A 25355-nucleotide genomic window follows, 5' to 3' on the forward strand; every position below is an offset into this window, starting at 1 on the left:
TCGGTGCGCGAACTGGTTTTTGCCACGCCAATCGATGGCCTACCGCGTCTTCACCTCGACGAAAGGTGGACGCACCACTTCGCACTCGACCGCACGGCCGCGCACGTCGACGGTGATTTGCTGGCCGTCCTGCACGCCGGCGTCCGCGTCGATCAGCGCGAGCGCGATGCCGATCTGCAGCGTGGGCGAGAATGTGCCCGACGTCGTGACGCCGACCTTGGCGTTGTCGCCGTCGCCGGCGAGCACCGTCAGGCCCGGCCGCAGGACGCCGCGGCCGGTCATGCGCAGCCCGCGCAGTAACCGCCGCGGGCCGGCTTCCTTCTCGGCCAGCAGCGCCGCCCGGCCGAAGAATGCGCCCTTTTTCCAGCCGATCGCCCACCCGCAGCGCGCCTGCAACGGCGAGATGTCCAGGGAAAGTTCGTGCCCGTGTAGCGGATAGCCCATCTCGGTGCGCAACGTGTCACGGGCGCCCAGGCCGGCAGGCTGGCCGCCGACCTCGGTGACGGCCGATGCCAGCGCGTCGAACACCACGGCGGCGCTTTCCCACGGCGGCAGCAGTTCGTAGCCGTGCTCGCCGGTGTACCCGGTCCGGCAGACTCGGACGGGCACACCGGAGTACGCCGAATCGGCATACCCCATGTAGTCCATATCGGTTGGCAGGCCCAGCGCGGTGAGCACCTCGGTGGACCGCGGACCCTGCACCGCCAGCACCGCGTAGGAATGGTGCAGGTTTGTGATCGTCAGCCCGTTGGGTGCGGCCGCCTGCAGCGCGTCGACGACCGCGGCGGTGTTGGCGGCATTGGGCACCAAGAAGATTTCATCGTCGCCGACGTAGTAGGCGATCAAATCGTCGATGACACCGCCGGAATCGTTGCAGCACAACGTGTATTGCGCCTTACCCGGCCCAATGCGGCGCAAGTCGTTGGTCAGCGCGGAATTGACGAATTCTGCGGCGCCCGGTCCGCGGACCACCGCCTTGCCGAGGTGGCTGACGTCGAATAGGCCGACGGCACTGCGGGTGGCGTTGTGCTCACTGACGGTCCCGGCATACGACACCGGCATCGACCAGCCGCCGAACTCGGCGAAACTTGCGCCCAGCGCACGATGGCGATCTTCTAACGGTCCCGAAATCAGCTCTGGCGCGTCGCTCACGACGTCACACCCTAATCGGCTCGGCTGCTGGCACACTAGGGCAGGTGTTCGATTCCCGAGACTCCCTCGACTTCGACGCGCTGGAAGCGGCCGGAATCACCAATCCACGCGAGCGGGCAGACCTGATCAAGTACCTCGACGATCTTGGCTTCACCGTCGAGGAGATGGTGGAAGCCGATCGCCGGGGCCGGCTGTTCGGCCTTGCCGGTGATGTCCTGCAATGGTCGGGACGCCCCGTTCACACGCTGGCCACCGCCGCCGAGCAACTCGGCCTGTCGGCCGACGATGTGGCGCACGCCTGGGCGCTGCTCGGCCTCACCGTCGCCGGCCCCGACGTTCCCGCTCTGAGCCAGGCCGACGTCGACGCGCTGGCGACCTGGGTCGCGCTCAAAGGTGTGGTGGGCGAAGACGGTGCATTCGGTCTGTTGCGGGTGCTCGGCGCGGCCATGGCTCGGCTGGCCGAGGCCGAGTCGACCATGATCCGCGCTGGGACGCCGGACATTCAGATGACCTATACCCACGACGAACTGGCCACCGCGCAGGCCTACCGCGCGGTGGCCGAGTTCGTCCCTCGAATCGGGACATTGATCGACATCGTGCACCGCCACCATCTGACCAGCGCCCGAACCCACTTCGAGGGCGTCATTCGCGACACCTCGGCGAGTGTGGTCTGCGGCATCGGCTTTGCCGACCTGTCCAACTTCACCGTATTGACCCAGGCGCTTACCCCCTCCGAGTTACAGGAGTTGCTCAACGAGTTTGGCGCGACCGTCGCTGATGTGGTGCATGCCGATGGCGGCCGAGTGGTGAAGTTCATCGGCGACGCGGTGATGTGGGTGAGCTCCACGCCCGAGCGGCTGGCGCGAGCGGCGGTCGATCTGGTCAACCATCCGAGGGCACGCGAAGAGGGTCTGCACGTCCGAGCCGGACTTGCCTACGGGACGGCATTGGCCATCAACGGCGACTACTTCGGCAACCCGGTCAACCTGGCCGCGCGGCTGGTGGCGGCGGCGGCTCCAGGGCAGATCTTGGCCGATGCGGCGCTGCATGACCAACTGCCGGATTGGCCGGCGAGCGACCACGGCCCGTTGACGCTCAAAGGCTTCGACCGCCCGGTGACCGCATTCAACCTCGGTGACAGCGCCGCCGAGGCAGGCCCCGTGCATGGTGATTAGGGTAGGTGGCCGTGACCACCGAATCGGGTTACCCCAGCCCCACCGTTACCGTCGCCACCTCGCTGCCCAAGCGTGCGTCCAGCTCTACGGTGCTGATCGTGCCGGTCGTCGCGACCGCCGACGAGGAAAACTCCACCGAACGACCCGGCGCAACCGTGGCGTCGGCGGAGCCTTTCCTGTCCGCCGATGCGATCGCCGAAATCGAGGCCGGTTTGCGCGCGCTGGACGCCACGGGCGCCTGTGACCAGGTGCACCGCCTGGTGGTGTCATCGTTGCCGGTGGGCAGCGTGCTCACCGTCGGTCTGGGCAAACCGCACTATGAGTGGCCGCCGGACGTGGTGCGTCGTGCCGCCGGGGCGGCGGCACGATCGCTTGGCAGTGCGAAAACGGCGATTACCACCCTCGCCGATCTACCCGGCGAAGGCGTCTGTTCGGCCGCCGTGGAGGGTCTGATCCTGGGCAGCTACCGGTTCAGTGCCTTCCGCAGCACCAAGACTGCACCCAAAGACGCTGGGCTGCACAAGATCACCGTGCTGACCACGGCGAAAGACGCCAAGAAATGCAGCGCGCACGGTGCCGCCACGGCGACGGCGGTTGCCACCGCCCGCGACCTGGTCAACACACCGCCGAACTATCTTTATCCGGCCGAGTTAGCCCGCCGCGCAAAGGTTTTAGGCGAAGCCGCCGGGCTCGAGGTGCAGGTTCTCGACGAGAAGGCACTGCAGAAGGCGGGTTACGGCGGCGTGGTCGGTGTCGGCCAGGGCTCGTCACGGCCACCCCGACTGGTCCGGTTGATCCATCGCGGGTCACGGTTGGCCAAGGACCCCAAACGAGCCAAGAAGGTTGCCCTGGTCGGCAAGGGTGTCACCTTCGACACCGGCGGCATCTCCATCAAGCCGGCCGCCTCCATGCACTACATGACCTCGGATATGGGTGGCGCCGCCGCGGTCATCGCGACCGTCACGTTGGCTGGGCAGCTGCAGCTGCCGATTGACGTAATCGCTACGGTGCCGATCGCCGAGAACATGCCGTCGGACACCGCCCAGCGGCCCGGCGATGTGCTGACCCAATACGGCGGAACGACGGTCGAGGTGCTCAACACCGACGCCGAAGGCCGACTCATCCTGGCCGACGCCATCGTTCGGGCCTGCGAGGACAACCCGGACTACCTGATCGAGACCTCCACCCTCACCGGCGCTCAGACGGTGGCCCTGGGCACCCGCATCCCCGGCGTGATGGGCAGCGACGAGTTTCGCGACCGGGTGGCTGCGATCTCACAGCGCGTGGGCGAAAACGGCTGGCCCATGCCGCTGCCCGACGAGCTCAAAGACGACTTGAAATCCACGGTGGCCGACCTGGCCAACGTGAGTGGGCAACGCTTCGCCGGCATGCTGGTGGCCGGGGTGTTTCTGCGCGAATTCGTCGCCGACTCGGTGGACTGGGCCCATATCGACGTGGCCGGCCCGGCCTACAACACCGGCGGCGCATGGGGCTACACGCCCAAGGGAGCTACCGGGGTGCCGACCCGCACCATTTTCGCGGTGCTTGAGGACATCGCGTTGCGCGGCTAGAGCCGAAACGCCGCCGGGGCCCATGGGCTAACGCGGGTCATATCCATCAGATGACCCGCATTCGCGCGGTACTGCGTAATGCCTGCGGCAGCACCCGGGAAACGCCGTACAACGCATAGGCCTCGGGAGCGACCGGCCGGATCGGCTTGCCCTTTTTCACCGCGGACACGATCGCATTGGCGACCTTGTCCGGCCCGTAGCGGCGTAGGGCGAACATCTTGTCCAGCTGCCCGCGCCGATCGTCGACATGCTCGTCGCCCTTGCCGGATGGCGCGTCGAAGCGGGTGGTGTTGACGATGTTGGTGTTGATCACCCCCGGGCAGATGGTGGTCAGCCCAACCCCGGCGGCGTCGAGTTCGGCGCGTAGACAGTCGGAAAACATGTAGGTGGCCGCCTTGGAGGTGCAATAGGCGCTCAAAGACTGCAGCGGGGCGTAGGCCGCCATCGACGACACGTTGACGATATGCCCGCCGGTGCCGCGCTCCACCAGACGGCGGCCGAAGGATCGGCAGCCATTGACCACACCGCCTAGATTGACGTCGAGCACCCGGTCGAACTGCTCGGCCGGGGTGTCGAGGAACCGCCCGGCCTGACCGATACCGGCATTGTTGACCACGATGTCGGGCACACCGTGCTCGGCGCTGATCTGCTCTGCAAACGCCTCTACCGCCGTGGCGTCGGACACGTCGAGCACATAGACGTGCGCTACGCCACCGTGGGCAGCAATCTCGCCCGCGGTGTCCTTGACCGTCGCCTCGTCGACGTCGCTGAGCACCACCTCCGCGCCTTCGCGGGCGAAGGCCAATGCGGTCTCCCGACCGATGCCGCTGCCCGCCCCGGTAACCGACACCAGGGTGTCACCAAAGTATTTGCGGGGACGGCCCACCTGCGCCCGCAACAGCGCGCGGCTGGGCTGCTTGCCGTCCACCAGGTCGGCGAAGTCGTGTACCGCCGCCGCCATCACCTGTGGGTGCGACATCGGCGAGAAATGGCCGGCTTTGATGTCACGTCGCCACAGTCGGGGCACCCAACGCTCGGTCTCTTCGTAGCCGTAGGGGCGTACGTACGGGTCGTCGGTGTTGACCACGAGTTGCACCGGTACGTCGATGACCGGTACGCCACGTTTGCGCCGTTCACGAGAAAACGACCGAAAGTAGTTGGCTGGGTAGGTTTTCACCGAGTTGGCGGCGTCACTGGCCAGGTTCTCGGAATGGTGGATCTGGTCGACCGGGATGTTGTCGACCATGTTGCGCCGAACCGACGCGCGCGACAGCGTCACGCGCAAGACCAGTGGCGTCAACACCGGCACCGAGAACAGTGCCATGTAGCTCAGCCGCAGCGCCTGGCTCAATGCCCGGACAAAGGTTCGTGGGCGCCACGGCCGGCGCAGCCCACCGAATATGTAGTTGGTCAGCTGATCCTGGCTGGGACCGGAGACCGAAGTGAACGAGGCGACCCGGTCGGCCGCGCCGGGCCGGGTCAGGTACTCCCAGATGGCCACCGAGCCCCAATCGTGACCCAGCACATGGACCGGGCGGCCCGGGCTGAGTTGGTCGATGACGGCGGCGAAGTCATCGGCGAAACGAGCCATGGTGTAGGCCGAAACCGGCTTTGGCGCCGACGACAGGCCGACACCGCGGTTGTCATAGCGGATCACCCGGAACCGCTTGGCCAGCAGCGGAACGACCCCGTCCCACAGCACGTGTGAGTCGGGGAAGCCATGCACCAGCACCACCGTCGGCCCATCGGGGTTGCCTTCTGCATAGACCGCGATGCGAACATCGCCTGAGCTGTCGACGAACCGCTGGGGTGCCTGTTTCGTTGCCGGCATCGAACCTCCGCCCACCTGCGACTTGCTGTCCACCAGTCGCAACACCGTAGCAAGGGCAGTTCCCGGTCCCTACTCCCATCAGCGACCCGATGTCGCCGCGCCCTGGGTGTGAGCCGTGGAAGGGGCAGTGACAGGATAGGTTTTGACATCTACTTGGGTTCCACACCCGGCGCACGACTAAGTGGTAAGCAGAGGTCAAGCTGCGCCAACCGACGACCGATCGAGGAGTCAACAACGATGGCCTTCTCAGTCCAGATGCCGGCGCTCGGTGAAAGCGTCACCGAGGGGACCGTCACCCGCTGGCTCAAACAGGAAGGCGACACGGTCGAGCTCGACGAGCCGCTCGTCGAGGTGTCGACCGACAAGGTCGACACCGAAATACCGTCGCCGGCCGCGGGCGTATTGACCAAGATCATCGCCCAAGAGGACGACACGGTTGAGGTCGGCGGCGACCTGGCCATCATCGGCGACGCATCGGAATCCAGCGGAGGGGATTCCGGATCGTCGCCGGAGACGAAGACCGAACCGGAGACGAAGACCGAACCGGAGACGAAGACCGAACCGGAGACGAAGACCGAACCCGAGCAGAAGGCCGAAGAAAAATCCGAGCCCGAACCGGCCCAAACTGCCGCCGATGGCGAGGCAACACCGGTGCTGATGCCCGAACTTGGTGAATCGGTCGCCGAGGGCACGGTGACCCGATGGCTGAAGAAGGTCGGCGATTCGGTGCAGGTCGACGAGGCGCTGGTAGAGGTATCCACCGACAAAGTCGACACCGAGATCCCATCACCGGTGGCGGGCGTGCTGGTCAGCATCACCGCAAACGAGGACGACGTGGTGCAGGTCGGCGGCGAGTTGGCCCGGATCGGCTCGCGATCTGACTCCGGCTCGGCGCCCTCCCCCAAGCCCGCCCCCGAGGCCGAAACCAAGCCGGCGCCCGAGCCCAAGCCGGAGGCCAAACCACAGGCCGAAGCCAAACCGCAGGCCGCGGCGGCGCCCAAGGAGCCGCCGGTCCAGGAGCGAGGCGGCGCCGACGAGACGCCCTATGTGACTCCGCTGGTGCGAAAACTGGCCACGGAAAACAACATCGACCTCGCTGAGGTCACCGGCACCGGGGTGGGCGGCCGGATTCGCAAGCAGGACGTGCTGGCCGCGGCGCAGAAAAAACAACAACAGACACCGGCGGCCGACAAGGCACCGGCCGCCAAAGCCAGCGCACCGGCGGAGGCCCCGCAAGGCGCACCGACCGCTCCAGCGTCCGCGCTGGCGCATCTGCGCGGCACCACACAGAAGGCCAGCAGGATCCGGCAAATCACCGCCAACAAGACGCGGGAGTCGCTGCAGGCGACGGCGCAGCTCACCCAGACCCACGAGGTCGATATGACCAAAATCGTGGCACTGCGGGCGCGGGCAAAGGCGGCGTTCGCCGAACGCGAGGGCGTCAACCTGACCTTCCTGCCATTCATCGCTCGAGCGGTTATCGATGCGCTGAAGATTCATCCCAACGTCAACGCCAGCTACAACGAGGCCAGCAAGGAGATCACCTACTACGACGCCGAGCACCTCGGATTCGCGGTAGACACCGATCAGGGCCTGCTCTCCCCCGTCATCCACAACGCCGGGGACTTGTCGCTGGCCGGGCTGGCCCGCGCGATTGCCGATATCGCCGCCAGGGCGCGTTCGGGCAACCTGAAACCCGACGAGTTGTCCGGCGGAACCTTCACCATCACCAACATTGGCAGCCAGGGCGCACTCTTCGACACCCCGATCTTGGTTCCGCCGCAGGCCGCCATGTTGGGTACCGGCGCAATTGTCAAACGGCCCAGAGTGATCGTCGATTCCAGCGGCAACGAGTCGATTGGCGTCCGCTCGGTCAGCTACCTTCCGCTGACCTATGACCATCGCCTTATCGACGGCGCCGACGCTGGGCGCTTCGTTACCACCATCAAGCACCGCCTCGAGGAGGGAGCGTTCGAGGCCGACTTGGGTCTGTAGCGCGCTTAGGAGGCTTCGAAACTGTGGGCAAAGCCGTTATTGCGATAGCGGGTTCGTCTGGATTGATCGGCTCGGCCTTGGCCGCGGCCCTGCGCGCTGCCGACCATCCGGTGCTACGCATCGTGCGTCGGACACCGGCGAATTCCGATGAATTGCACTGGAATCCCGAGAGCGGCGAGTTCGATCCCGACACACTCATCGGTGTCGACGTCGTGGTCAACCTGTGCGGCGTCAACATCGCCCGGCGCCGGTGGTCGGGGGCGTTCAAACAGAGCCTGCGGGACAGCCGGATCACCCCCACTGAGGTGCTATCCGCCGCCGTCGCCGATGCCGGTGTCGGCACACTGATCAACTCCAGTGCGGTCGGCTACTACGGAGACACCAAAGACCGCATCGTCGACGAAACCGTCGCGGCGGGAATGGGGTTTTTGGCCCAGCTATGCGTGGATTGGGAGGCCGCCACGTTGCCGGCGCAATACGCGGGCGCGCGCGTGGTGTTGGCCCGCACCGGCTTGGTGTTGTCCCCGTCCGGCGGTGTGCTGCGCCCGATGCGGCCAGTGTTCTCCGTGGGCCTGGGCGCGCGGCTGGGCAGCGGACGTCAGTACATGTCGTGGATCAGTCTGGAGGACGAGGTGCGGGCGCTGCTGTTCGCCATTTCCGACTCCACGCTGTCGGGCCCGGTGAATATGACCGGTCCCGCGCCGGTGACCAATGCGGAATTCACCACCGCATTTGGCCGCGCGCTGAATCGCCCGACCCCATTGATGCTGCCCGGTTTCGCCGTGCGGGCCGCGCTCGGCGAGTTCGCCGACGAAGGCCTGCTCGTCGGTCAGCGCGCGATCCCCAGTGTGCTCGAGCAAGCCGGCTTCCAGTTCCACCACAACACAATTGGTGAGGCACTCAGCTACGCCACCGAACGACGCGACCACGTTTAGTTCATCTTCACCTGCGATCTGGTGTAATCCCTTGCCAGGCGCACCCTTCGCGTAGTGTGCGCTTGCCGTCTTCATCAGCAATTCCACGGCACGTCGAAAATCGGAGAAGCGCATGGCAACCTCGATATTCCACGAGATGAAAAACGATAGGGTCGCTCTACGCCCTCTTTCTGAACTGCACCCTGAAGAAGGGCCCGCAAGTATCGAACACCGAAGCTTTATGCAATCTGCTCATCGAACGCCTCAAGGCCCACGAGCCAGACATTGAGACCGCAAATCGGACGGGTTGTCGACTACAACGTGTCGACTACAACGTGAAGCCTGGAATCGGGAACGACGAGTGCCAGGGCGACGAGTGGCCGGCGATCCTGGAAAAGATCAAGCGCTGCAATGTCATCGTGCCGGCGATGCCCATCTGGATCGCGCTGATGATGGAGATGCGATCGGTCGATTGCCAGCAGCTGCTGACTAATGGTTGACCCGGGGTTCGGCTGCGCACCTGGAGCCCGCAGCGGCCCCGCGAGGCCTGATCCAACCGTCGATCCAGCATTCGGCAAATAGCGATATCATCGTCAAATGGCGATGAATATGTCGGATGTGGAGTGCACGCGGCTGGAGTTGGCACCGGCGGCAGCGTTGTTCCGCTCGTTGGGGGACCAGTCGCGGCTGGCGATTGTGCGGCGATTGGCGGAGGGTCCGGCGCGGGTGGCCGATCTTGTTGCAGCGTTGGGGTTGGCGCAATCGACGGTGTCGAAACATCTTGCGTGTCTACGTGATTGCGGACTGGTTGAATATGAGCCGGTCGGGCGGTCCTCGTTATTCCGATTGACCCAACCTGCACTGGTCGATGTTTTTACGGCGGCGGAGGCGTTGCTCGCGGCAACCGGAAGTGCCGTGGCGCTGTGCCCGAATTACGGCGCCGACAGCTGTGCCGCGGACCAGCGATGAGTCTGCCTGGGCCGCTGCCGGAGGCGACCGACGGGAGCGGAGATCGGTGCGCCGATACCCACGGTTGCCGACCGGTGACGATCGTCGAGATTGACCGAGGCTGGCATGAGGCCGCACGACGGGCGCGGCTGCTGTCGTGGATTTCGTTGGGTTACATGGCTACTGAGGGTTTGGTGGCGATCGTCGCGGCGGTGGTGGCGGGTTCGGTGGCTTTGTTGGGCTTCGGGCTGGACTCGGCCATCGAAGGTGCAGCCAGTGTGATCGTCATCTGGCGGTTCACCGGGACCCGCACGTTGTCTCCAACTGTCGAGAAGCGTGCCCAGAAAGCCGTTGCTGTCACGTTCTTCCTGCTTGCCCCCTACATCGCCTACGACGCGGTCACCGCGCTGACCGCCCGGGACCGGCCGCAGACCAGCTGGGTGGGCATCGCGTTGGCGATCACCAGCATGATCGTGATGCCGCTCTTGGGGAGGGCCAAGAGACACTTGGGCGCGCGATTGGGCTCGGCAACCACCAGCGGAGAGGGTACCCAAAACCTGTTGTGTGCCTACCTTGCCGGGGCGGTACTGGTGGGCCTGTTGGGCAACGCGCTGTGGGGCTGGTGGTGGCTGGACCCCGTTGTCGCGCTGGCTATCGCGGTACTTGCGGTGTGGGAGGGCACCAAGACCTGGCGTGGGGACGAGTGCTGCTAGGCGGCCGGACCTTGGCTCGGTACGAGTGACGTCGGCGTGGTGCCGCCAACACCCGACGGCGAATGTGAACTCCTCCGAGCCAGGGGAATAGCATTCAACCGAAAGTCAAGGCCGTGGACAGGGACAACTACGTCCGGCGCCTTGAGGAATCGCCGATCCCGATGTGCGGTGATGCACTGCGCGACGCGGGCCGGGTCAGGGGCCGATCCGCGGCATGGCCGCCGGCGGACGATGGGCGCCGGGACGGGCCGCGCAGCGGTCGCAGCTCTGGCCGGTGCGGTTCACCTGCCCGACCCTCCTGATACCGGTGCATTCCCTCGCAGGGCGTGCCCGCATCGGCCGGCGATGCCACCGGCGATAACCCGGCGGCCCGCGTCAGCTGGCAATAGATGCCACCGCGGGCCACGAGTTGTTGGTGGGTACCCTGCTCGACCACCCGTCCCCCATCCATGACGACGATCAGGTCGGCATCGCGGATCGTCGAGAGGCGGTGGGCAATGACGAAACAGGTCCGGCCGCGGCGAAGTTCAGCCATTGCCCGTTGAACCAAGTCCTCGCTGCGGGTGTCGAGCGAGCCGGTAGCCTCGTCGAGGACCAAGAACTGTGGACGAGCCAACAAAGCCCGCGCGATGGTGATCAGTTGCTTTTCGCCGGCGCTTAGGTTGCCGCCGTCCTCGCTGACCCAGGTGTCATAGCCGTCGCTCATAGCCCGCACGAACTGGTCGACCCCGGTGGTCTTGGCCACTTCGATAATCTGCTCGCGGGTGGCCCCCGGACACCCGTAGCCGATGTTGTCGGCGATGCTGCCCGCGAACAACCAGGTGTCTTGCAACACCATCCCGACCCGAGAGCAAAGCCATTCGCGGTCGACCGTGGCGATGTCCACGCCGTCGATCAAGATGCGGCCGGAGTCAACCTCGTAGAACCGCATCAGCAGGTTCACCAGTGTGCTCTTACCCGCCCCGGTAGGCCCCACAATCGCGACCGTCGTGCCCGGCTCGGCCACCAGCGACAGGTCCCCAATCACCCGCTTTTCCGGTTGGTAGCAAAAATCGACACGCTCGAACTCCACTCGGCCGCCCATGGCATCACCGTGCTCGGACAGTTCGGGTGCGACGTCGGCCGCCTGCTCGGGGGCGTCGAGCAGCTCGAAAACCCTTTCCGCTGAGGCCAGCCCGGCCTGCAGCATGTCGTACCTTGTCGCGATGTCAGTCACCGGCTGGTTGAACTGGCGGACATATTGAACGAAAGCCTGAACGCCGCCCAGGCTGACCTTGCCCGTGGCCACTTGCAACGCCCCGACCACCGCCACGGCGAGGTAGCCGAGATTTCCGACGAACGTGGTGGCCGGCGAAATTAGCCCCGACGTGAATTGGGCGCCGACGCCGGCCCGGTAGACGTCGCAATTAATTTGGGCGAGTTGCTCACGGACGTGCTGCTGGTGACCGAACGCCTTGACCACCGCAAGTCCGCTGTAGATCTCCTCGATCGCAGCGTTGAGCCGTCCGCTGTCGGCCGCCCGGGCCACCCGCAGTCGCTTCGAGCGCCGCAGAATGAGCCGGCTCGCCAGCGCCGATATCGGCACGGTCAGCATCGTGATTGCGGCCAGCAGCCCGGAGATGGTCAACATGATCACCAGCACCGCCACCGCGGTCAGCAGTGTGGTGGGCAGCGCGCTTGCCGTCTGCTTCAGCGCGGCTTGAATGTTGTCGATGTCGTTCGTGAGCCGTCCGAGCAGTTCACCGTGCTGGCGTGCGTTGATGTAGGACAGACGAAGCCGGTGCAGCTTCGCTTCCAACTCGGCTCGCAGTGCCTCCATCATGCGCTGGATTGCCACTTTCAACAGTTGAGCCTGGAGCGAGACCAACAGCGCGACAACAACATACAGCGCCGCGGCGACAAGCACGGTGTGGCCAACGGCGATGAAGTCGATGCCCACCCCCGGTGTGAGGTCCATCTTTGACAGCATGTGCGCGAAGGTGCTGTCGCCGCGGGCATTGGCCGCGGCGACAGCCTGCTCCTTGGTCATGCCGGCAGGCAGCCGCCGGCCGATTGCGCCGGTGAACAATAGGTCGGTGGCATGCCCGAGCAACCGCGGGACAATGACGTCGATGGCGGCGCTGGCCAGGGCCAGCGTGCAGACCGCCGCCATCAGGCCGCGGTTGGCGAACAGCCGCGCCAATAGACGCACCGTGGCACCGGCGCGGATTGCCGCCGCGCCGGCATGTTGGCTCCGAACCGGGCCGGAGGGGTGGCAGGGTTGGTGGCCGATCACTATTGAGTCCTCCCCGGGGTTCGGCTTTTCAGCGTCGTATTGCGGTCGCAATGCGGGCCAACACCAGGGTCAATCGCGCGCCTTGTCGGCTTCTGCACGCATTCTTGAAACGCCGGGTTTGGCGCGCTCGGTCATGCGGTGGTTCGCGCAACCTCGCCGTACCGCGGGCAGTCGGCCAGCAGCGACTCGTGGCCGCTCGTGGCGGCAACGGGGCCGCCGACCGAGCCTTGGCCCATCACAATCACCTGGTCCGCCTCGATCCCCGGGTTGATCCGTTGTGACACCAGGATGACCGCCGCATCGGCGCAGGACTCTCGCAGCGCAGTCCACACATCACGTTGGGTGCACGCGTCAAGCGCCGAGAAGGCGTCGTCGAACAGATACACCGCCGGGCGGCGGATGACGGCGCGGGCGATGGCCAACCGCTGACGCTGGCCGCCGGACAAGTTGATTCCGCCCTGAGCGACGGGCATCCGCAGCCCATCGGGATGCGCGGCGACGAATCCGTCGGCGGCCGAGATGCGTAGCGCCGCCCACATCTCGGCGTTCGTTGCGTCGGGCTTGCCGAAGCGCAGGTTGTCGGCGACCGTCCCGGAGAACAGGTATCCGTGCTGCGGCACCACCGCCGTCCGCGCGCACAGCTGATCGGCAGCGAGGTCACGCACGTCAACGCCATCCACCGACACCGAGCCTGCGGTGGCGTCATACAGCCGGGTGAGCAGCGAAATCATCGTCGACTTGCCCGATCCGGTGGCCCCGACAATCGCGGTCACGCTGCCGGGTGCGGCGGTGAACGACACGTCGCAGAGCACGGCGCGTTGTGCGCCGGGATAGGCGAACGTGACGTGGTCGAATCGGACTAGATCGCCGCCGGCGGGCGGGCACACGCGGTTTTCGGGCGGGCTGACAGCGACGTCGGTCCATAGCACCTCGGTGATCCGTTCGAAACTGGCCGCCGCGCCGGGCACGTTGGCCAGCACTTTCGACAGCATCGACGCCGCGGACAAGATCTGCGTCGCATACAACATGAAGGCGACAAGCTGGCCCACCCCCATGTCACCGGCATCGATACGCAGCGCACCGAACCAGACCAGCGCGACGCTGGACAGGCTGATGATCAACGTGGCGACCGGCGCCAATAGCGCCTGCCAGCGGTCCGCGGCCAGCGCGGTCCTGGAGAAGCCGGCGCTGACCGCGGCAAAACGGTCTCGCTCGAACGATTCACGAGCGAACGCGCGGATCACCCTGATTCCCGAAAGCTGCTCGCGCAGTATCTGGTTCATCCGGTCGAATAGTTTCTGCATGCGGCGTTCGTAGGCTATCAGCCGCGCCATGATGCCCGAGGTGATCGCGGCCAGTACCGGAACAGCTAGCAGCAACACCCACGACAATCCGACGTCCTGGCGTGCCGCCATCACCACCCCGCCGGTACCGGTGATCAGCGCCGCGACCAGCGTCGTCCAGTACAGGTGCAGCGTCGTCTCGACCGTCTGTACGTCGGTGGTGGTGCGGGTCAGCAGCGTGGCCGGGCCGAATTTGGACACGTCATGCATCGACATGCCGGTGACCCGGTCAAACAGCGCCTGACGCAGGTCACGACCGAATCCCATGCTCACGCGCGAGCCAAGGTGGACGGCGACCACCGAGCAGAGCAAGTGCACCCCGCCGGCAGCCAGCATGACCGCCCCCAACACGACGATCGCGGAGGTGTCTCCCCTGGCGACACCGCGGTCGATGATCCCAGCGTCAACGGCTGGCAAGGACAGCGCAGCCAGGGTGCCGACCAGCTGCACCGCGCCCAGGCCGAGCAACGTCCGTGGGGAGCGGGCTGCGCACTGACGCAGCAGCCTCACCACCGTGGCGCCCGTCGACCTTGTCACCCGAGGCTGAGGAGCGGTCACGATGAATCCTTCCGACGCGAAACACTGGCAAGGTCATCCACCACCATTGGGCGGGCCCCGTGATGAACTCTGGAAGGATTCTCAAAACCGGCCGAAACCTGCGCTGCGCGGCACACCGCACCCCGCCAACACGCGTTATTCGAGTAACGTCGCACGTGTGACGGGGTCTATTCGCTCCAGCGCGGCCGCGATAGTGGTACGCCAATTGGGCTGCGTCGAGTATCGCGCCGCCTGGCAGTGGCAACGCGAGCTGGCCGACGGTCGCGTCGCCGGCGGCCCCGACACCCTCCTACTGCTGGAACATCCCGCGGTCTACACCGCCGGGCGACGCACCGAAGCACACGAACGGCCCCGACAGCCCGAGCGCGGGACCGCCGGCATCGACGTGGTCGACACCGACCGCGGCGGCAAGATCACCTGGCACGGTCCGGGGCAACTGGTCGGCTATCCGATCATCGGACTGGCCGAGCCCCTCGATGTGGTCAATTATGTTCGGCGCCTTGAGGAAGCTCTGATCAGGGTATGTGCCGACGTTGGCGTCCAGACCACCCGGGTCGATGGCCGGTCGGGGGTGTGGGTGCCGGCCGAGGCCGGGCGGCCCGCGCGCAAGATCGCCGCCATCGGCGTCCGGGTGTCACGCGCGACGACCCTGCACGGGTTCGCCCTCAACTGCGATTGCGACCTGGACGCGTTCACCACGATCGTGCCGTGCGGCATCAGCGACGCCGGCGTGACGTCGTTGTCCGTCGAGCTCGGACGCCAGGTGAGCGTCGATGATGTCCGCACGGCCGTCGCCGACGCCGTATGCGATGCGCTGGACGGCGGGCTGCCCCTTACCTGGCAACCCTCCCCCACCCGCGTAGCATCGACGTAATGAGCTTGCTCGAGTCTGGGCGAACAGAGCCCGATGTCGCCGGCCCCGCGGCTCCCTCCGGCCGACGGTTGTTGCGCCTGGAAGTGCGCAACACGCAGACCCCGATCGAACGCAAGCCACCGTGGATCCGCACCCGCGCCCGGATGGGACCCGAATACACCGAGTTGAAGAACCTGGTCCGGCGGGAGGGCTTGCACACCGTTTGCGAAGAGGCCGGTTGCCCGAACATCTTCGAATGCTGGGAGGACCGCGAAGCGACCTTCCTCATCGGCGGCGATCAGTGCACGAGGCGTTGCGACTTCTGCCAGATCGACACCGGGAAGCCGGCCGCGCTGGACCGCGACGAGCCGCGACGAGTCGCCGAGAGTGTGCACACTATGGGTTTGCGGTACGCCACCGTTACCGGCGTGGCTCGCGATGACCTGCCCGACGGCGGGGCGTGGCTATATGCGGCGACCGTGCGTGCCATCAAGGAGCTCAACCCGCAAACCGGCGTCGAACTGCTGATCCCGGATTTCAACGGCGAACGCGGCCGGCTGACCGAGGTCTTCGAGTCACGCCCGGAAGTATTGGCGCACAACGTCGAAACCGTACCCCGCATCTTCAAACGGATCCGGCCCGCGTTTACCTACCAGCGCAGCCTCGACGTCCTCACCGCGGCGCGCGCCTTCGGCCTGGTCAGCAAGAGCAATCTCATCCTCGGGCTGGGCGAAACCCCCGACGAGGTGCGCACCGCGCTGGTTGATCTGCACGATGCCGGCTGCGACATCGTCACCATCACCCAATACCTACGGCCGTCAGCGCGCCATCACCCGATTGACCGTTGGGTCAGGCCCGAGGAATTCGTCGAGCATGCGCACTACGCGGAGGAATTGGGTTTCGCCGGCGTGCTGGCCGGGCCGCTGGTGCGTTCCTCCTACCGAGCGGGCCGGCTCTACGAGCAGGCCAGGACCCGTCAGGGGGCCAGTACCTCCGGCTCCCCCGCACCCCCGCATACGTATTCTTGATGACTATGGCCCGACCCCGAAATGCCACCGAAAACAAGGCCGCTAAAGCCGAGGCGAAGGCCGCCCGCAAGGCTGCGTCTCGGCAGCGCCGTACCCAGCTCTGGCAGGCGTTCAACCTGCAGCGCAAGGAGGACAAGCGCCTATTGCCCTACATGATCGGCGCCTTCGTGCTGATCGTGGGCATGGCGGTGACGGTGGGGGTGTGGGCCGGCGGACTCACCATGGTCACGATGATCCCGTTCGGGGTGCTGCTGGGAGCGCTGGTGGCGTTCATCATCTTCGGTCGGCGCGCTCAGCGGTCGGTCTACCGCAAGGCCGAAGGCCAAACCGGCGCGGCGGCCTGGGCATTGGAGAACCTGCGGGGCAAGTGGCGGGTGAGCCCTGGCGTGGCCGCCACCGGCCACCTTGACGCCGTGCACCGGGTGCTCGGCCGACCGGGCGTCATCCTTGTCGGTGAAGGTTCGGCGGCGCGGGTCAAACCGCTGCTGGCCCAAGAAAAGAAGCGCACCGCCCGGCTGGTCGGTGAGGTGCCCATCTACGACTTCGTCGTCGGCAATGGCGACGGCGAAGTTCCCCTGGCCAAGTTGGAGCGCCACCTCACCCGCCTCCCGGCCAACATCACCGTCAAACAGATGGATACCTTGGAGTCGCGGCTGTCGGCGCTCAGTTCGCGGGCTGGGGCCGGCACTCTGCCCAAGGGGCCGCTGCCCAATGCCGGAAAGATGCGCGGCGTCCAGCGCACCGTGCGCCGCAAGTAGCCTCCCCCCGGCGATCGCCAGCGCGGCGAAGCCGGGCGCAGCGGGTTGCCGCCATCAGACCCCGGCGATCGCAGCGCGGCGAAGCCGGGCGCAGCGGGTTGCGGTTTCTCAGCGCCGAACCACCGCAGTGGCGGTCAGCCGGTCATGTAGCCCGCGCCCGTCGGCATCGGTGAACAGCGGCGGGACCACCAGCGCAATCAGCAGGCCCCGCGCTATCAGCCGGCCGACCCCCACGGATGGCCGCCCATCGACGGCGACCACGATCAGCCCTAGCAGTAATTGGCCGGGGGTGAATCCGAACAGGCGTACCGCCACCACGCCCAACAGCAGCCAGATGACCAGGACGACTGTCGACAACATCGGCTGGGGCCAGGCACCGAATGCCAGACCCAGCAGCGCCAGTCCATAGGCCAGCAGCCAGTCGACGCTTAGCGCGGCCAACCGGCGACCCATCGGCGCCAATGCACCCGGCCCGGTCTGCGGAAAACCCAGCGTCTTGCCGGGATAGCCGGTGGACGGTTCCGATGTCATCGCAGGGGTCCGATCGATTGGTTGCACGTCCCGGCGGGCAGGCCTTCGGGCGGTCTCGATAACCTCATCGGCGGACCAGTTACGATCTTGCGGGCCATGGCTTCACAATAGGACCCGGCCATGAACCGGGACTTTTGCCGGGCCTGATGGTCACGTAACGTCTGCGCAACACGGGGTTGACTGGCGGGCAATAACACCTCCATAGCGTCGGCCGCGAATCACCTAGTAAAGGAGCACTCTGTGACGGATAAGACGCCCGACGACGTCTTCAAGCTTGTCAAGGACGAGGGCGTCGAGTTTGTCGACGTCCGGTTTTGTGACCTGCCTGGCACGATGCAGCACTTCACGATTCCGGTTTCGTTCTTCGATGAGAGCGTATTCGAGGATGGCCTGGCCTTTGACGGCTCATCGATTCGCGGGTTCCAGTCGATCCACGAGTCCGACATGCTGTTGCTTCCCGACCCGGTAACCGCGCGAATCGATGCATTCCGGGCGGCCAAAACGCTAAACCTCAACTTCTTCGTGCACGATCCGTTTACCCTCGAGCCCTACTCGCGCGACCCGCGCAACGTTGCCCGCAAGGCCGAGAACTACTTGATCAGTACCGGCATCGCCGACACCGCGTACTTCGGTGCGGAGGCCGAGTTCTACATCTTCGATTCGGTGAGCTTCGATTCCACCACCAACGGCTCGTTTTACGAGGTGGACGCGATTTCGGGCTGGTGGAACACCGGCTCGGCCAGCGAAGCCGACGGTAGCCCCAACCGCGGATACAAGGTCCGGCCCAAGGGTGGCTACTTCCCCGTGGCGCCCGTGGACCACTACGTCGACTTGCGCGACGAGATGCTCAGAAAGTTGATCGAGGCCGGCTTCAGCTTGGAGAAGGGCCACCATGAGGTGGGCACCGGCGGCCAGGCCGAGATCAATTACAAGTTCAACACGCTGCTGCACGCGGCTGATGACATGCAGCTGTACAAGTACATCGTCAAGAACACCGCTTGGCAGGCGGGCAAGACCGTCACCTTCATGCCCAAGCCGCTGTTCGGGGACAATGGCTCCGGCATGCACACCCACCAATCGCTGTGGAAGGACGGCAGCCCGCTGATGTACGACGAGACGGGGTACGCCGGACTGTCGGACACGGCACGGCACTACATCGGTGGCCTGTTGCACCACGCCCCGTCGCTGCTGGCTTTCACCAACCCCACGGTGAACTCCTACAAGCGCCTCGTTCCCGGATTCGAGGCTCCGATCAACCTGGTCTACAGCCAGCGCAACCGGTCGGCGTGTGTGCGTATCCCGATCACCGGCAGCAACCCGAAGGCCAAGCGGCTGGAGTTCCGTTGCCCCGACTCGTCGGGCAACCCCTACCTGGCGTTCTCGGCCATGCTGATGGCCGGCTTGGACGGGATCAAGAACAAGATCGAGCCGCAGGCGCCGGTCGATAAGGACCTCTACGAGCTGCCCCCGGAAGAGGCCGCCAACATCCCGCAGGCCCCCACCCAGCTGGCCGCGGTGATCGACCGCCTCGAGGCTGACCACGAATATCTCACCGAGGGCGGCGTATTCACGCCCGACCTGATCGAGACGTGGATCAGCTTCAAGCGCGAGAACGAAATCCAGCCGATCAACGTTCGGCCGCACCCTTACGAGTTCGCGCTCTACTACGACGTTTAATCAACCGGGTACAGCAGCCCGCTTGGCGATCACCTCACCGATCGCCAAGCGGGTTGTCTGTCTCTGCACAACGTAGCTCACCGGCCACCCGCGTACAGCTAATCGTCGAGCGAGAGGTCTCTGCGGAATCGCCGCATGCCGTCGATCTTTTCGGCCAGTGTGGCACCCGCCCCGGTGTAAAACATCCACGGCATAGTGATGATCCCGGTGATTCCGGCCTCTTCGGCACGCCGGTAGTCCGCCGGGGTGAAGGCGTCGGTGAGTGGCGTCAGTATGGCGAAATCGTCTAGTGATAAGCCGTTTTCGGCACGCAACTCCCGTAGCCGACCCACCGCCTCGATAGCGCGATCGGTCGTGATCAGATCGCCAATCCACCCGTCGTAGCGGGCGGCGCGGCGCAGTGCGATGTCACTGAGCCCCCCAACGTAAATCGGAATGTGCGGCGGTGTTGGCTGCATCTCCAACCGCGGAGCCCGATAGAAATGGCCATGGAACTGTGTCCAGCCCGGTTTCCACAGTTCCCGCATCAGGTCCAGCATCTCCTCGGTGCGTCTGCCGCGGACCGCGAACTGCTCACCCATCAAATTGAATTCCTCGGCACACCAGCCGACGCCGATGCCCAGCTCCACCCGCCCGGCCGCCAATAGAGCCGCAGTACCAATAGCCTTCGCCGCCGCGTAGGGATTTCGCATGGCGGGAATGTAAACCGTGGTGACGAACTTGAGCCGACGCGTTACCTGTGCGAGCGCGCCCACCAGAACCCAGGGATCTGGCCAGTCGGTGAACGGCTGCCATCGGCGCTGTCCGTCTTTGGTATAGGGATACGGAGTTTCCAGGGTTTCGAGGTTGACGACGTGGTCGGGAACACCGAGGCCGTCGTAGCCCAGCTCGTCAGCGGCTTGGGCGATTTCGATGATGTCAGCGGTGTTCAGGAAGGCGCTACTGATATAGAACTTCATTCAGCTTCCCGGGTCTTCGCGCGCCCAGGCCGGCTTGATGAACACGCCTTCGGCCTGCACGGTGATTCCAGCAGCGTCCGAAATGAACCCTTGCGCAAAAGCTTTGACGCCCTCCGTACGGTCCACCCAGGCTTCACAGCGAAGTGGCCCCAGTGATGTGCCGCGCAGGTATTTCACCGTGATGGTGCCGGTGAACAGCGGTTTGGTCAGTCCTTGGCTGGCCGCCTCACCAAGCAAGTGGTCCAGCACTAAGGCGCATACCCCACCGTGCACCAGGCCGGGCGGGCCCTCGTAGGCCGCGCCCAGAACGAACTCGCTCCAGCAGCGCCCGTCGCCGGCGGCACCGTCGTGGTGAACAATCACCGGCGGGGCGATCGGGTTGCATGGGCCGGTGGCGGCGTTGCCTAGCGGCAACGGGCGGCCGTCCTTGCGGTAGCTGACAACACCGGAGCGTCGGATCGGCTGGCTGCGCAACGACTGGGTCACCGCTTCGATCACGGCCCTCGCCTGTAGGACCAGCTCGTCGTCAGCCTGGGTCTGGATGGTGGCGTCGATGAGATCGCGAACGGCTTGGGCCAACGGCGCATACGTCGACGTGACCCGTTCCAGCTCCGCTTCGCTCAAGACCTCGAACGCGGCGTCCAAACCTAATCAGCCTCCTATTTAGCTCCCGAACACCTTGCGCACCACAGCTTTTGCGCGCCGCGTCACCCTCAGATAGTTGTCCAGGAACTCGCCGCCGTCATCGCTGTGCCACCCGGCGGCCACCGCGACCGCATTGAGCTGGCGCCCTGGGCCGGGCAACTGGTCGGTGGGCTTGCCCCGAACCAGCACCAAGGCATTCCGTGCCCGAGTGGCGGTCAGCCAGGCCTGCCGGAGCAGTTTTGCCTCTTCCTCGGTGACCAGTTTGGCGGCGGCGGCCGCGTCCAGGGATTCCAGTGTCGAGGTGTTGTGCAGGGCGGGGGTTTCATGCGCATGCTGCAGTTGCAGCAGCTGCACGGTCCATTCGATATCGGCCAGCCCGCCACGGCCGAGCTTGGTATGGGTGTTGGGGTCGGCGCCGCGCGGCAACCGCTCTGATTCGATGCGGGCCTTGATGCGACGAATCTCGTGTACCGCCTCGGCCGAAACGCCGTCGGGTGGATAGCGCGTCTTGTCCGCCATCAGCAGAAATCGCTCGCCCAGCGCCGCGTCCCCGGCGACGGCGTGTGCGCGCAGTAGGGCCTGAATCTCCCACGGCTGGGCCCACTGCGCGTAGTACGCCTCGTATGAGGCCAAGGTGCGCACCAGTGGGCCGTTGCGGCCCTCGGGCCGCAGGTTGGCGTCGACTTCCAAGGGCGGGTCCACGCTGGGTGTGCCCAACTTCGCCCGGACCTGCTCGGCGATCGACGTCGCCCATTTCACGGCCTGCGCGTCGCTGACACCGCTAACTGACTCGCAGACGTACATCACGTCGGCATCCGAGCCGTAACTCAGCTCGGCGCCGCCCAGCCGCCCCATGCCGATGACCGCAATGGTGGCCGGGGCGTGGCCCGACTCGGGGATATTGGCCCGGATCGTCACATCCAGCGCAGACTGCAGCACGGCCACCCACACCGAGGTGAGCGCACGACACACGTCGGTGACTTCGAGCATCCCCAACAGATCCGCGGAGCCAATCCGGGCCAGTTCTCGACGGCGCAATGTGCGGGCAGCGGCGATGGCACGCGCCGGGTCGGAGTGGCGACCGGCCGAGGCGATCAGGGCTCTCGCCACCCCGGCCGGCTCCGTCTCGAGCAGCTTGGGTCCCGACGCGCTGTCACCGTAATGCTGAATGACCTCGGGTGCGCGCATCAACAGGTCGGGCACAAACGCCGACGTGCCCAGCACATGCATCAGCCGCTTGCCGACGGTGGGCTTGTCGCGCAGCGTAGCCAGGTACCAGCTTTGCGCGGTCAACGCCTCGCTGAGTCGGCGGTAGGCCAACAACCCGCCGTCCGGATCCGGAGCGTAGGAAAGCCAGTCCAACAGCCTGGGCAGCAGCACCGATTGCACCCGCCCACGCCGGCCACTCTGGTTGACCAGAGCCGACATATGCTTCAGGGCGGTCTGCGGGCCTTCATAGCCCAAGGCCGCCAACTGACGCTCGGCGGCCTCAGACGTCATGCCCTGGCCCGTGATCAGCAGTCCGGCCGGTCCGATCGATTCCAGCAGCGGCTGGTAGAAGAGCTTGGCGTGCAGCCGGGACACCCGGACGTTCTGATGCTTGAGCTCCTCGCGCAGCATCCCGGCCGCGTCGTGCCGGCCGTCGGGCCGGATGTGGGCCGCGCGTGCCAGCCAGCGCACGGCTTCTTCGTCGTCGGCCTCGGGCAGCAGGTGAGTGCGCTTGAGGCGTTGGAGCTGGAGTCGATGCTCAAGCAGCCGGAGAAACTCATACGAGGCAATCATGTTGGCCGCGTCCTCGCGCCCGATATAACCTCCTTGTCCCAACGCAGCCAACGCGTCCACCGTGGACGCGACATGCAGTGACTCATCGCTGCGACCGTGCACGAGCTGCAGCAGCTGCGCGGCGAACTCCACGTCGCGCAGGCCTCCTGTGCCGAGTTTGAGTTCGCGACCGCGGATATCGGCGGGCACCAGCTGTTCCACCCGGCGCCGCATCGCCTGTACTTCGGTCACGAAGTCTTCCCGCTCGCACGCCGTCCACACCATGGGCATCAACGCGGCCAGGTAGCGCTCACCGAGTTCGGCATCACCGACCGCCGCGCGGGCTTTCATCAGCGCTTGGAATTCCCAGGTTTTGGCCCAGCGCTGGTAGTAGGCGACGTGTGATTCGACGGTGCGGACCAACTCTCCGCTACGCCCCTCCGGGCGCAACCCGGCGTCCACCTCGAAGAACGTTGACGACGCCACCCGCATCATTTCTCCAGCGACACGGGTGCTGACCGGGTCGGCGCGTTCGGCGACGAAGATGACGTCGACGTCGCTGACGTAGTTCAGTTCGCGCGCACCGCATTTGCCCATCGCGATGACTGCCAGGCGCGGTGGCGTGCGGTCGCCACAGATGGTTTTCTCGGCTGCCCGTAATGCCGCCGCCAGCGCGGCATCGGCAATGTCGGCCAGATAGGCGGCAACCACCGTGAACGGAAGTACGGGTTCGTCTTCAACCGTCTGCGCCAGATCCAGCCCCGCTACCACCAGGATGTGATCGCGATAGCAGGCGCGCAATCGATGTTCAACCGAACCGGCCGCACCCGAGGACTCCTCGACGCACCGGATCAACGATTCGCACATTTGGTCGCGGGAAGGCAGCGCGACCTTGCCCCGCAACAGCCTCCAGGACTGTGGATGCGCGGCCAAGTGGTCCCCCAGCGCCAGCGAGGAACCCAGCACGGCGAACAATCGCCCACGCAGGCTGCGTTCAGTCAGCAGGGCCGCGTTCAATTCGTCCCACTGGGTGTCGGGATGCTCGGCCAGCCGCACCAGCGCTTTCAGCGCGGCGTCGGCGTCGGGGGCACGAGACAGCGACCAGAGCAGATCGACATGGGCCTGGTCGTCTCCCTTGTCCCAACCCAGCTGCGCCAGCCGCTCGCCGGCAAGCCGGTCGACCAATCCCAGACGGCCAACGCTGGGCAGCTTCGGTCGCTGCGTGGCGGGCTTCGTCACGATCTTGACGGTAGCGCAAGCCCGATACGAATCGGATGGCCCCGTCGCTCCGCGGAGCATTACCTGGCCGTGGGCGGCTACAGCGACAGGTAGGTTTTTAGCTCGTAGGGCGTGACATGACTACGGTAAGTCGCCCATTCACGGCGCTTGTTGCGCAGGAAAAAGTCAAAAACGTGCTCCCCCAAAGCCTCCGCGACGAGCTCGGACGCCTCCATGGAGCGAAGCGCGCTATCCAGGCTGGTCGGCAACTCGCGGTACCCCATGGTGCGGCGTTCCTCAGGCGTCAGATCCCAGACGTTGTCTTCGGCTTGCGGGCCCAGCACATACCCCTTCTCCACCCCACGCAGTCCGGCGGCGAGCAGCACGGCGAATGCCAGATAGGGGTTGCACGCCGAGTCGGGGCTGCGCACCTCGACGCGCCGCGACGACGTCTTGTGCGGCGTGTACATCGGTACCCGCACCAGCGCGGAACGGTTCGCGGCCCCCCACGAGGCGGCGGTGGGAGCCTCGCCGCCCTGAATGAGCCGCTTGTAGGAGTTGACCCACTGATTGGTAACCGCGCTGATCTCCGAGGCATGTTCAAGGATCCCGGCGATGAACGACTTGCCGATGTCGGACAGCTGCAGCGGGTCGTCGGCGCTGTGGAAGGCGTTGACGTCGCCCTCGAACAGGCTCATGTGCGTGTGCATCGCCGAACCGGCGTACTGCCCGAACGGTTTGGGCATAAACGTCGCCCGCACGCCCTCCTCCAGCGCGACTTCTTTGATCACGTAACGGAAGGTCATCACGTTGTCGGCCATCGACAAGGCGTCAGCGAAACGTAGGTCGATCTCCTGCTGGCCCGGTGCGCCCTCGTGGTGGCTGAATTCCACCGAGATGCCCATGAACTCCAAGGCTTCGATCGCATGCCTGCGAAACTTCGAGGCCGTCACGTGCACCGCCTGGTCGAAGTACCCGGCGTTGTCGATCGGAATCGGCTCCGTCCCGTCTTCGGCGCCCTCCTTGAGGAGGAAGAACTCGATTTCCGGATGCACGTAGCAGGAGAAGCCGAGTTCGTTGGCTTTGGTCAGCTGTCGACGCAACACGTGCCGCGGATCGGCCCACGATGGTGAGCCGTCGGGCATGGTGATGTCGCAGAAGATTCGCGCCGAGTGGTGGTGGCCGGCGCCGGTGACCCAGGGCAGCACCTGAAAGGTGGACGGATCGGGGTGTGCCACGGTGTCGGATTCGGAGACCCGTGCGAAGCCTTCGATGGAGGAGCCGTCGAAGCCGATGCCTTCTTCAAAGGCGCCTTCGAGTTCGGCAGGGGCGATGGCGACAGACTTCAGGAAACCGAGCACGTCGGTGAACCAGAGCCGGACGAAGCGGATGTCCCGCTCTTCGAGAGTGCGGAGGACGAATTCCTTCTGCCGATCCATGACTCGAACAG

Annotated in this window: 20 protein-coding genes; 11 read left to right on the forward strand and 9 right to left on the reverse strand. The window is 65.7% G+C overall.

All coding sequences use genetic code 11. The features are described from left to right. Positions 1–39: 39 nt before the first annotated feature. Positions 40–1152, reverse strand: a complete 1113-nt coding sequence (gcvT, locus tag MB901379_RS14280; RefSeq protein ID WP_197717806.1) for a glycine cleavage system aminomethyltransferase GcvT — start codon at positions 1150–1152, stop codon at positions 40–42. A 44-nt stretch (positions 1153–1196) separates the two neighbouring features. On the opposite strand from gcvT, the gene MB901379_RS14285 reads away from it, so the two are divergent. Next, the gene (locus MB901379_RS14285; RefSeq protein WP_158017273.1) at positions 1197–2327 is read left to right on the forward strand and encodes an adenylate/guanylate cyclase domain-containing protein; all 1131 of its coding nucleotides are present in this window, start codon (positions 1197–1199) and stop codon (positions 2325–2327) included. A gap of 11 nt (positions 2328–2338) precedes the next feature. Beyond that, positions 2339–3898 (forward strand): leucyl aminopeptidase, encoded by a 1560-nt coding sequence (locus MB901379_RS14290; protein WP_158017274.1) that lies wholly within the window; start codon positions 2339–2341, stop codon positions 3896–3898. Between the two features lie 46 nt (positions 3899–3944). Here MB901379_RS14290 and MB901379_RS14295 read toward each other — a convergent pair whose 3' ends face one another. Further along, positions 3945–5729 carry an SDR family oxidoreductase gene (locus tag MB901379_RS14295; protein ID WP_158019175.1) on the reverse strand — a complete coding sequence of 595 codons (1785 nt, stop codon included), beginning with the start codon at positions 5727–5729 and terminating at the stop codon, positions 3945–3947. A gap of 237 nt (positions 5730–5966) precedes the next feature. Here MB901379_RS14295 and sucB point away from each other — a divergent pair, with 237 nt between their 5' ends. From sucB to MB901379_RS14320, 5 genes are all read left to right on the forward strand, one after another. After that, positions 5967–7724 carry a 2-oxoglutarate dehydrogenase, E2 component, dihydrolipoamide succinyltransferase gene (gene sucB / locus MB901379_RS14300; RefSeq protein WP_158017275.1) on the forward strand — a complete coding sequence of 586 codons (1758 nt, stop codon included), beginning with the start codon at positions 5967–5969 and terminating at the stop codon, positions 7722–7724. Positions 7725–7747: 23 nt separating this feature from the next. Continuing rightward, entirely contained in the window at positions 7748–8659 is a 912-nt protein-coding gene (locus MB901379_RS14305; RefSeq protein ID WP_158017276.1) for a TIGR01777 family oxidoreductase, read from the forward strand. Between the two features lie 314 nt (positions 8660–8973). Further along, on the forward strand, positions 8974–9138 hold the full coding sequence (locus tag MB901379_RS24675) for a hypothetical protein (protein WP_232021849.1): 165 nt from the start codon (positions 8974–8976) through the stop codon (positions 9136–9138). A 97-nt stretch (positions 9139–9235) separates the two neighbouring features. After that, entirely contained in the window at positions 9236–9607 is a 372-nt protein-coding gene (locus MB901379_RS14315) for an ArsR/SmtB family transcription factor (protein WP_158017277.1), read from the forward strand. Continuing rightward, positions 9604–10299, forward strand: a complete 696-nt coding sequence (locus tag MB901379_RS14320) for a cation transporter (protein WP_174237022.1) — start codon at positions 9604–9606, stop codon at positions 10297–10299. The genes MB901379_RS14315 and MB901379_RS14320 overlap by 4 nt, the downstream gene beginning before the upstream one ends. A 127-nt stretch (positions 10300–10426) precedes the next feature. Here MB901379_RS14320 and MB901379_RS14325 read toward each other — a convergent pair whose 3' ends face one another. Together MB901379_RS14325 and MB901379_RS14330 are read right to left on the reverse strand one after the other, a co-directional pair. After that, on the reverse strand, positions 10427–12574 hold the full coding sequence (locus MB901379_RS14325) for an ABC transporter ATP-binding protein (RefSeq protein ID WP_408632294.1): 2148 nt from the start codon (positions 12572–12574) through the stop codon (positions 10427–10429). 131 nt (positions 12575–12705) lie between these two features. Further along, on the reverse strand, positions 12706–14475 hold the full coding sequence (locus MB901379_RS14330) for an ABC transporter ATP-binding protein (RefSeq protein ID WP_232021850.1): 1770 nt from the start codon (positions 14473–14475) through the stop codon (positions 12706–12708). Between the two features lie 157 nt (positions 14476–14632). On the opposite strand from MB901379_RS14330, the gene lipB reads away from it, so the two are divergent. The 3 genes from lipB to MB901379_RS14345 are packed head-to-tail and all read left to right on the forward strand — an operon-like array spanning position 14633 to position 17114. After that, entirely contained in the window at positions 14633–15349 is a 717-nt protein-coding gene (lipB, locus tag MB901379_RS14335) for a lipoyl(octanoyl) transferase LipB (protein ID WP_158017278.1), read from the forward strand. Next, positions 15349–16356 (forward strand): lipoyl synthase, encoded by a 1008-nt coding sequence (gene lipA / locus MB901379_RS14340; RefSeq protein ID WP_158017279.1) that lies wholly within the window; start codon positions 15349–15351, stop codon positions 16354–16356. The genes lipB and lipA overlap by 1 nt, the downstream gene beginning before the upstream one ends. Before the next feature lie 5 nt (positions 16357–16361). Next, positions 16362–17114, forward strand: a complete 753-nt coding sequence (locus MB901379_RS14345; RefSeq protein ID WP_158017280.1) for a DUF4191 domain-containing protein — start codon at positions 16362–16364, stop codon at positions 17112–17114. 108 nt (positions 17115–17222) lie between these two features. On the opposite strand, the gene MB901379_RS14350 is transcribed toward MB901379_RS14345, so the two are convergent. Beyond that, the gene (locus MB901379_RS14350) at positions 17223–17645 is read right to left on the reverse strand and encodes an RDD family protein (protein WP_158017281.1); all 423 of its coding nucleotides are present in this window, start codon (positions 17643–17645) and stop codon (positions 17223–17225) included. 240 nt (positions 17646–17885) lie between these two features. Between MB901379_RS14350 and glnA (MB901379_RS14355) the strand changes: the two genes are divergently transcribed. Next, a complete protein-coding gene (gene glnA, locus MB901379_RS14355) occupies positions 17886–19322 on the forward strand; it encodes a type I glutamate--ammonia ligase (protein ID WP_158017282.1) in 1437 nt (478 codons plus the stop codon). Between the two features lie 98 nt (positions 19323–19420). On the opposite strand, the gene MB901379_RS14360 is transcribed toward glnA (MB901379_RS14355), so the two are convergent. Genes MB901379_RS14360 through glnA (MB901379_RS14375) form a run of 4 tightly spaced genes read right to left on the reverse strand, consistent with a single transcriptional unit; the run spans position 19421 to position 25344 of the window. Beyond that, positions 19421–20281 (reverse strand): TIGR03619 family F420-dependent LLM class oxidoreductase, encoded by an 861-nt coding sequence (locus MB901379_RS14360; protein ID WP_158017283.1) that lies wholly within the window; start codon positions 20279–20281, stop codon positions 19421–19423. Beyond that, the gene (locus MB901379_RS14365; protein WP_158017284.1) at positions 20282–20926 is read right to left on the reverse strand and encodes a PaaI family thioesterase; all 645 of its coding nucleotides are present in this window, start codon (positions 20924–20926) and stop codon (positions 20282–20284) included. Between the two features lie 18 nt (positions 20927–20944). Continuing rightward, positions 20945–23986, reverse strand: coding sequence for a bifunctional [glutamine synthetase] adenylyltransferase/[glutamine synthetase]-adenylyl-L-tyrosine phosphorylase (locus MB901379_RS14370; protein ID WP_158017285.1), 3042 nt, complete (start codon positions 23984–23986; stop codon positions 20945–20947). A gap of 17 nt (positions 23987–24003) precedes the next feature. Beyond that, positions 24004–25344 carry a type I glutamate--ammonia ligase gene (gene glnA, locus MB901379_RS14375; RefSeq protein WP_158017286.1) on the reverse strand — a complete coding sequence of 447 codons (1341 nt, stop codon included), beginning with the start codon at positions 25342–25344 and terminating at the stop codon, positions 24004–24006. Positions 25345–25355 lie beyond the last annotated feature (11 nt).

It is taken from the genome of Mycobacterium basiliense, assembly GCF_900292015.1.
GTDB lineage: Bacteria > Actinomycetota > Actinomycetes > Mycobacteriales > Mycobacteriaceae > Mycobacterium > Mycobacterium basiliense.